Origin of the sequence: Phaeobacter sp. SYSU ZJ3003 (assembly GCF_041300735.1) — a bacterium.
Lineage (GTDB): Bacteria > Pseudomonadota > Alphaproteobacteria > Rhodobacterales > Rhodobacteraceae > Phycobacter > Phycobacter gallaeciensis_A.
On the sequence record NZ_PXNU01000093.1, the window covers coordinates 1 to 7,611 of the forward strand.

At 57.6% G+C, this 7,611-nt stretch carries 6 protein-coding genes; 4 read left to right on the forward strand and 2 right to left on the reverse strand.

Annotation, left to right across the window (positions count from 1 at the left end; genetic code table 11):
- Both C6W91_RS20340 and C6W91_RS20345 read right to left on the reverse strand, forming a co-directional pair.
- A partial coding sequence (locus tag C6W91_RS20340) for a transposase (RefSeq protein WP_370571506.1) occupies window positions 1-285 on the reverse strand: 285 nt, incomplete at its 3' end.
- 181 nt (window positions 286-466) lie between these two features.
- Window positions 467-919 carry an Lrp/AsnC family transcriptional regulator gene (locus tag C6W91_RS20345; RefSeq protein WP_370571507.1) on the reverse strand — a complete coding sequence of 151 codons (453 nt, stop codon included), beginning with the start codon at window positions 917-919 and terminating at the stop codon, window positions 467-469.
- A 131-nt stretch (window positions 920-1,050) separates the two neighbouring features.
- Here C6W91_RS20345 and mdeB point away from each other — a divergent pair, with 131 nt between their 5' ends.
- The 4 genes from mdeB to C6W91_RS20365 are packed head-to-tail and all read left to right on the forward strand — an operon-like array spanning window position 1,051 to window position 7,428.
- On the forward strand, window positions 1,051-3,726 hold the full coding sequence (mdeB, locus tag C6W91_RS20350; protein ID WP_370571508.1) for an alpha-ketoglutarate dehydrogenase: 2,676 nt from the start codon (window positions 1,051-1,053) through the stop codon (window positions 3,724-3,726).
- A 14-nt stretch (window positions 3,727-3,740) separates the two neighbouring features.
- Complete coding sequence (locus C6W91_RS20355; protein WP_076620666.1) at window positions 3,741-5,009, forward strand: 2-oxo acid dehydrogenase subunit E2; 1,269 nt, start codon at window positions 3,741-3,743, stop codon at window positions 5,007-5,009.
- Between the two features lie 11 nt (window positions 5,010-5,020).
- Window positions 5,021-6,691: a dihydrolipoyl dehydrogenase gene (lpdA, locus tag C6W91_RS20360; RefSeq protein WP_370571509.1), complete on the forward strand. Its 1,671-nt coding sequence runs from the start codon at window positions 5,021-5,023 to the stop codon at window positions 6,689-6,691.
- A gap of 26 nt (window positions 6,692-6,717) precedes the next feature.
- Window positions 6,718-7,428 carry a glutathione S-transferase N-terminal domain-containing protein gene (locus C6W91_RS20365; protein WP_370571510.1) on the forward strand — a complete coding sequence of 237 codons (711 nt, stop codon included), beginning with the start codon at window positions 6,718-6,720 and terminating at the stop codon, window positions 7,426-7,428.
- Window positions 7,429-7,611: the final 183 nt, after the last annotated feature.

Consider the following 7,611-nt stretch of genomic DNA (forward strand, 5'->3'; position numbering starts at 1 on the left):
CGTGCTGAAGTCGGGCACCGTCCAGTTCAGGCCGACCAGCCGTAGCAGGCTCTCGACGAACCCGGTCGTCTGCCGGAGCGCCATGCCGAACAGCACTTTCATCGAGAGGCACGTCTGGATAGCGGCATCGCTGTAGGTCTGCTGGCGGCCACGCCTGCCTGTCGGCGCGGCATCCCAGCTCATCTCGGGGTCAAACCAGATCGTCAGCGAGCCCCGGCGCTTGAGTGCTTCATTGTAGGCTGGCCAGTTCCTGGTCTTGTAGGTCGGGGGTATGGGTCTGCTCATGCATCCCAGCTACCACCCTGGATTCGCGAGATGAATCCCTCACGCGATTTGTGCAACAGAGCCCTCCCAGATGTGGACTGCACGCAGACTTGCGGAAAATCCAGATTCTCGAAAGGTACTCCTCAAGGCAGATCAAATAATCATGCATTAGACAAAAAGACTATTTGCGATGTTAGGATAATCAAACCAACCGCGACAATTGCCCTTTTATCCGCCTAATGGGGATGGAACTCTCGATAGAGGCAACGCCCGCCACCTTGGTCAGCCGCCCAGTCAGAAACGATTCAAACTCATCAAGACCGGATACCGCTACTCGGAGCAAATAGTCTCGGCTACCGGTCATGAGCCAGCAATCCATCACTTCTGGATAGTGGGCAACGGCACGTTCAAAACTAACCAATCGGTCATCAATCTGGTGGTCCAACTTGACCGACACAAAGACCGAAAACCCAAATCCCATTTGCGCCTCATCCACATTCGCGGTGTAGCCTTTTATGACCCCAGCATCTTCCATCGCCCGTATACGACGTGCAACAGGGGATGGCGACAGGCCGACCCGCTCACTCAGGTCCTGATGAGACAGCCGCGCGTCTCGTTGTAGCTCTTTGAGGATTTTGAGGTCAATCTCGTCCATCATTAGCTACTTCCATCTCCATTCTTCCATTTCTCGCTAGATTCCATCAATATTACCGAATTTCACGCAGGGTTTCAATGACATTCGGCGCGAGTTGTCTGGCATCCTGAAGGCAACACCGGAGGATTCCCATGACATCTCAACGCTCCCTCACTCAGAACGACACTGATCCGATCGAAACAAACGAATGGCTGGATGCCCTTCAAGCCGTGGAACAAGCGCAAGGCCCCGAGCGGGCCCAGTTTCTGCTGGGCAAGGTGCAGGAACGCGCCCGGCGCATGGGCGTGACAACCAAGGGCTTGCCATATTCATCGTATCGCAACACAATTCCAGTGGGTCGGCAACCTGCATATCCTGGCGATGCCGAACTGGAAGAGCGGATTACCTCGATCATCCGCTGGAACGCCCTGGCGATGGTTGTGCGGGCCAACCGTGCCTATGGCGAACTCGGCGGGCATATCGCGTCTTACGCCTCGGCTGCCGAAATTTTTGAAGTTGGGTTCAACCATTTCTTCCGCGCGCGCGATGATAATTTCGCCGGTGATCTGGTGTATTTTCAGCCGCATTCTGCGCCCGGTATCTATGCGAGGGCCTTTCTTGAAGGCCGGTTGAACCAGACCGATATTGAGAACTACCGACAGGAAGTGCCAGGTCAGGGTCTTTGTTCCTATCCGCACCCCTGGCTTATGGACGAATTCTGGCAAATCCCGACCGGCTCAATGGGGATCGGGCCGCTGTCTGCGGTCTATCAGGCCCGCTTCATGCGCTATCTTCAGGCGCGCAATCTGGCTGAAACGCAGGAACGTCATGTCTGGGGCGTGTTTGGCGACGGTGAAATGGACGAGCCCGAAAGCATCGCTGGCCTGACGCTGGCCGCGCGGGAGCATCTCGACAACCTGACTTTCATTGTAAACTGCAACCTGCAACGCCTCGATGGGCCGGTGCGCGGCAACGGCCAGATCATTCAAGAGCTTGAGGCCCTGTTTGTCGGGGCTGGCTGGAATGTGATCAAGGTTCTCTGGGGCTCAAAATGGGATGATCTTTTTGCCCGCGATACCAACAACGTCCTGCTGCGCCGTTTCGCGGAAACGGTTGACGGGGCCTATCAGGATCTTGGCTCAAAAGATGGGGACTATAACCGTCAGAAATTCTTTGATGCAGACCCGGAGACGGCAGCGCTGGTGTCTCACTTGTCCGATGCCGATATCCACGCGCTGGAACGCGGCGGGCATGATCTGAAAAAGCTTCATGCTGCTTTCGCGGCGGCCAGGGCTCATAAAGGTCAGCCAACGGTGATCCTGGCCAAGACCAAAAAGGGCTACGGAATGGGCGGTGCGGGCGAAAGCCGGATGACTGCGCATCAGGCGAAGAAGTTGGATGTGGGCGCGCTTTTGGCCTTCCGCGACCGGTTCAACCTACCGCTCACAGACAAGGCGGTCGAGGCGCTTGAATTCTACAAACCAGCCGAGAACAGCAAGGAAATCTCCTATCTGAAGCAACGGCGCGCTGATCTTGGCGGCTATCTGCCCAAACGTACACGCAATGCAACATCCGACGCACCCAAGCGTCCCGCGCCGGAGAAATACGCCAAATTCGCGCTTGAAGCGGATGGCAAGGAAATGTCAACGACCATGGCCGCTGTGCGGATGCTGGGCGGTCTGCTGAAGGACAAGGAGTTTGGCCCGCGCATCGTTCCGATCGTGGCAGATGAGGCACGCACTTTCGGGATGGATAATCTTTTCCGGCAAGTCGGCATCTACGCCCCCGACGGGCAGAAATATGCACCCGAAGACGCCGGTTCGATGATGTATTACAAAGAATCTACGGACGGGCAGCTACTTGAAGAAGGCATCACCGAGGCGGGCGCAATCAGTTCATGGACAGCTGCGGCAACCGCCTATTCCGCCCATGATACTGAACTGCTGCCAGTCTACATTTACTATTCGATGTTCGGCTTTCAGCGCGTCGGGGATCTGATCTGGGCGGCGGCTGACCAGCGGTCACGCGGCTTTCTGCTGGGCGCGACAGCGGGACGAACCACGCTTTCGGGCGAAGGATTGCAACACCAGGATGGCTCTTCGCATCTTTGGGCGGGCGCGGTCCCAAATTGCCGGGCTTATGATCCGGCTTTCGCCTATGAGCTTGCGGTGATCATGGAATATGGCATGGCGCGGATGCTGGACGAGAAACGCGATGAGTTTTTCTACGTCACGGTAATGAACGAAAACTACGCCCAGCCGTCAATGCCGGAGGGCGTGCGCGAAGATATCATTCGCGGGCTTTACAAGCTGGGTACGCGCGGCAAAGCGAAAGCGCCAAAGGCCCGTCTGATCGGCGCTGGCACTATACTTCGCGAAGTGCAGGCCGCCGCCGAAATTCTTGAACGGGACTATGGTATCGCCACTGACGTCTTCTCGGCCACCTCCTTCACCGAATTGTCGCGCGATGCCGCCGAGGTAGAGCGCCGCAACCGCCTGTCCAGTTCGGCCAAGCCGGAAATTTCGCATGTGGAAACCCTGCTTGCGGGAAGCGATCCGGTCGTCATCGCCACCGATTATGTGCGCGCTCTGCCTCAACAGATCGCGCCCTATATCACCGCGCCGACGCGTATCCTGGGCACTGACGGGTTTGGCCGGTCTGCCAATCGCAAAGCGCTGCGCCGCTTCTTCGAGGTCGACCGCCAGCATATCGCGTTGTCGGCAGTCGAGGCGCTGGTGCGCGACGGCACGTTAAAGCCAGCGGTCTTGAAGAAGGCGGTTGATGATCTTGGGGTTGATCCGGCAGCACCCGCGCCGTGGTCTGTGTAAGGGAGGGCGCGCTGATGACAACCAAGATAGAAATTCATGTTCCTGACATTGGCGACTTTTCCGATGTTCCCATTGTCGAAATCCCAATCTCAGTGGGTGACACGCTTGTCGATGGCGACACGATGATCGTGCTGGAATCCGACAAGGCCACACTGGATGTTCCCGCCGAACAGCCCGGGGTGGTGACCGAAATCAAAGTTTCCGAAGGAGATGTGGTCAGCGAGGGTACATTAGTCCTGATGCTTGAGGTCAGTGAGGGAACGGGCGCACCTGAAGCCCCTGCCAAAGAAACCGCGCCTCAAACCACAGCGCCCTTGGCCGCAGCGCCGGCCAAGCCAACGCCAAACCAGCCCACACCCGTTCCACCGAAAGCGACTGCAGCAGGTCAGCCGGTCTATGCCTCACCCTCGATCCGCGCCTTTGCCCGCAAACTTGGCGTGACAATCGCCGAGGTGAAAGGCAGCGGTCCCAAAGGGCGGATCACCCGCGAGGATATCGAGACCCATGTGAAGGGAAAGCTTTCCGAACCTGCAGGCCAAAGCGGCGGCATTTCGGGCCTCCCTGACTGGCCGCAAGTGGATTTTGCCAAATTCGGCCCCGTCGAGCGCCAACCACTTAGCCGTATTGCACGGATTTCCGGTCCGGCCCTGCAACGCAATGCAATCACGATCCCGCATGTAACAAATTTCGATGAGACGGATGTGACCGACCTTGAGGCCTTCCGCAAAACGATTAATGGTGAAGCGCGCGAAGGCGAGGCAAAACTCACCATACTGGCCTTCACTGTCAAGGCGGTCGTCGCCGCGCTGAAGGCCTATCCGAAATTCAATTCTTCGCTGGATGGCGACGAGCTTGTGGTCAAGAATTACTGGCACATCGGCGTCGCCGCCGATACGCCGGATGGGTTGGTTGTGCCAGTGGTGAAAGACGCCGACCAGAAAGGCCTGCGAGAGATTGCCGCCGAAATGGGTGATTTTGCAGGAAAAGCACGTGCAGGAAAATTGAAACCCGGTGATATGCAGGGGGCGACATTCACAATCTCGTCGCTTGGTGGCATCGGTGGCACGAACTTCACCCCGATCATCAACGCGCCCGAAGTTGCCATTCTCGGCATGACCCGCGCCGGGACCAAGCCGGTCTGGAACGGCACGGCATTTCAGCCGCGTCTGATTCAGCCTGTGAGTCTGAGTTGGGATCACCGCGTGATTGATGGGGTTGCTGCCGCACATTTCCTCAAACACGTGACAGCAACACTCAATGATTTCCGCCGGATAACGGTGTAAGGAGACCCCGAATGCTCAATGATGTGATACTTCCCGATATCGGGGATTTTGCAGATGTTCCGGTGATCGAGATCACTGTGGGTATCGGCGACACGGTTGCCGAAAACGATCCTATCCTCATGCTGGAATCTGACAAGGCGACACTGGACATTCCCGCGCCCTTCGCCGGAGAAGTAGCCGAGATATTGGTGCAAGAAGGCGATCCCGTGTCTGCCGGAACCGTGGTCATGCGGTTCAAGTCCACGGGCGTTATGGCCGCCGATATACCCAACACGGCACCTGCGCCCGCCACCATATCAGAAAACCACGCCGATCTGGTTGTCATCGGGGCTGGCCCCGGCGGCTACACTGCGGCGTTCCGTGCCGCTGATCTGGGCCGCAAGGTCACTTTGATCGACCCGCGCGCTACACTTGGCGGCGTCTGCCTGAACGAGGGCTGCATTCCATCCAAAGCGTTGTTGCATCTGGCCGATCTGAAAGAGGCGGCGGCGGAAACTGCGGCGCATGGTCTGGACTTTGGCACCCCCAAGGTTGATCTGGCGGCCATTCGTGAATTCCGCGACAGCGTGGTGGGCAAACTGACCGGTGGGCTGGCAGGCCTCGCCAATCGGCGCAAAGTCACAGTTATCCGGGGCAGCGCCGCATTTACCGGCACGCACAGCCTGTCCGTCACAACAGAGGAAGGCCAAACGGAGCTAAACTTTGATCAGGCGATTGTCGCCGTTGGCTCTGAACCTGTCCGCCTGCCCTTCCTGCCCGATGATCCGCGAATTATTGACTCCACCGGCGCATTGGCGCTGGAAGATGTGCCAGATCGGCTGTTGGTCATCGGCGGCGGCATCATCGGGCTGGAAATGGCGCAAGTTTATCATGCGCTCGGGTCTCAGGTCGAAATCGTCGAACTGGCGGATCAGATTATCCCTGGAGCGGATCCCGATATCGTCAAGCCCCTTGCTGATAGGATTGGCGACAAATACGCCGCGATCCGTACCCGAACCAAAGTGACAGGGGTAAAGGCGGGAGCATCGCTGACCGCGTCCTTCGAGACACAGGACGGCGAAGCGTCGGCAGAGTACGATCGTATCCTTGTCGCAGTCGGACGCGTGCCTAACGGGGCCAAAGTCGCCCCCGATATGGCCGGGATCAATTGTGAAAACGGCTTTCTGCCGGTCGATCTGCAAATGCGCACGACACAGCCGCATATTTTTGCCATTGGTGATGTGGTTGGCCAACCGATGCTGGCGCACAAAGCCGTTCACGAGGCCAAAGTGGCGGCTGAAGTCGCATGCGGCGAGACGGCCGCGTTTGAACCGGCTGCGATCCCTTCGGTTGCCTATACAGATCCTGAAGTGGCATGGGTCGGACTGACCGAGGCGCAAGCCAAGGCCGAAGGTCGAAAGATCAAGACCGCGAAATTCCCGTGGATGGCATCGGGCCGGGCCCTGTCACTGGCTCGCGGCGAAGGGGTGACCAAACAAATCTATGATCCGGAAACCGGAAAACTTCTGGGGGCGGGCGTCGTCGGCAAAAACGCCGGTGAACTGATCGCCGAGGCGGCGCTAGCCATTGAAATGGGCGCTGATGCGCATGATGTCGGCCTAACAATTCACCCGCACCCGACATTGTCTGAAACGCTGGGGATGGCTGCGGAGGCCTTTACCGGCACGCTGACGGATCTCTGATCTGGTTGTTGATAGGAGGCCCCCTGATGGCAGTTCCCATTGATCTTTATTTCTGGCCCACGCCCAATGGCTGGAAAATATCCATCGTGCTTGAAGAGATGGGACTGCCCTATACCCTTAACCTCGTGGATATTGGAGCCGGAGATCAGTTCCAGCCGGATTTTCTTAAACTCTCGCCGAACAACCGGATACCCGCGATTATCGATCCTGACGGTCCGGGCGACAAACCGATATCAATTTTCGAATCCGGCGCGATCCTTCAATATCTAGCCCGCAAGACCGGATCCTTTTATGGCGCAACTGAACGTGACCGCATCGCCGTCGATCAATGGCTGATGTGGCAGATGGGCGGGGTTGGCCCAATGGCAGGTCAGGCGCATCACTTTTTGAAGTTCGCCCCCGCCATGACGCCCCAGCACGACATTCCGTATGCGAAAGACCGTTATCGCGGTGAGGTTGCGCGTCTATACGGTGTTCTGGACCGCCAACTCGCTCAGGCAGAGTTTGTTGCGGGCGATTTCTACTCGATTGCAGACATGGCGATCTGGCCCTGGGCCTCTCTCTGGGAGGGGCAGCAACAGGATCTTGACGACAAGCCGCATCTGGCACGTTGGCTCAAGACGCTCTCTGACCGGCCCGGTGTTCAGCGTGGGCGCGCCTTGGCAGAAGAGAAGCGAGGCGACCTTCAAAGCGACAACAAGGCACTTGCAGTGCTTTTTGGCCGGACCGCAGAATAACTCTACTACCAGTTCAGGGCAGGACGGGACAGGAGTTTTTTCACTAAAGCCAAATAATGTATTCATGTGGCGAGCAATAGTTTGTCAGGAAAAAATAGTTAGTTAGCGATCAGAACGGCTCTGTTGCACAAATCGGCTTAAGGCCGAGGTTCCCCTTTCCCCGGACGGACTTATCCCACAGCT

What these genes read in the sequence shown, in the direction of transcription:
- lpdA (WP_370571509.1), top strand. Translation starts at nt 5,021, where the DNA reads ATGCTCAATGATGTGATACTTCCCGATATCGGGGATTTTGCAGATGTT.
- C6W91_RS20345 (WP_370571507.1), bottom strand. Translation starts at nt 919, where the DNA reads ATGGACGAGATTGACCTCAAAATCCTCAAAGAGCTACAACGAGACGCG.
- C6W91_RS20365 (WP_370571510.1), top strand. Translation starts at nt 6,718, where the DNA reads ATGGCAGTTCCCATTGATCTTTATTTCTGGCCCACGCCCAATGGCTGG.
- C6W91_RS20355 (WP_076620666.1), top strand. Translation starts at nt 3,741, where the DNA reads ATGACAACCAAGATAGAAATTCATGTTCCTGACATTGGCGACTTTTCC.
- mdeB (WP_370571508.1), top strand. Translation starts at nt 1,051, where the DNA reads ATGACATCTCAACGCTCCCTCACTCAGAACGACACTGATCCGATCGAA.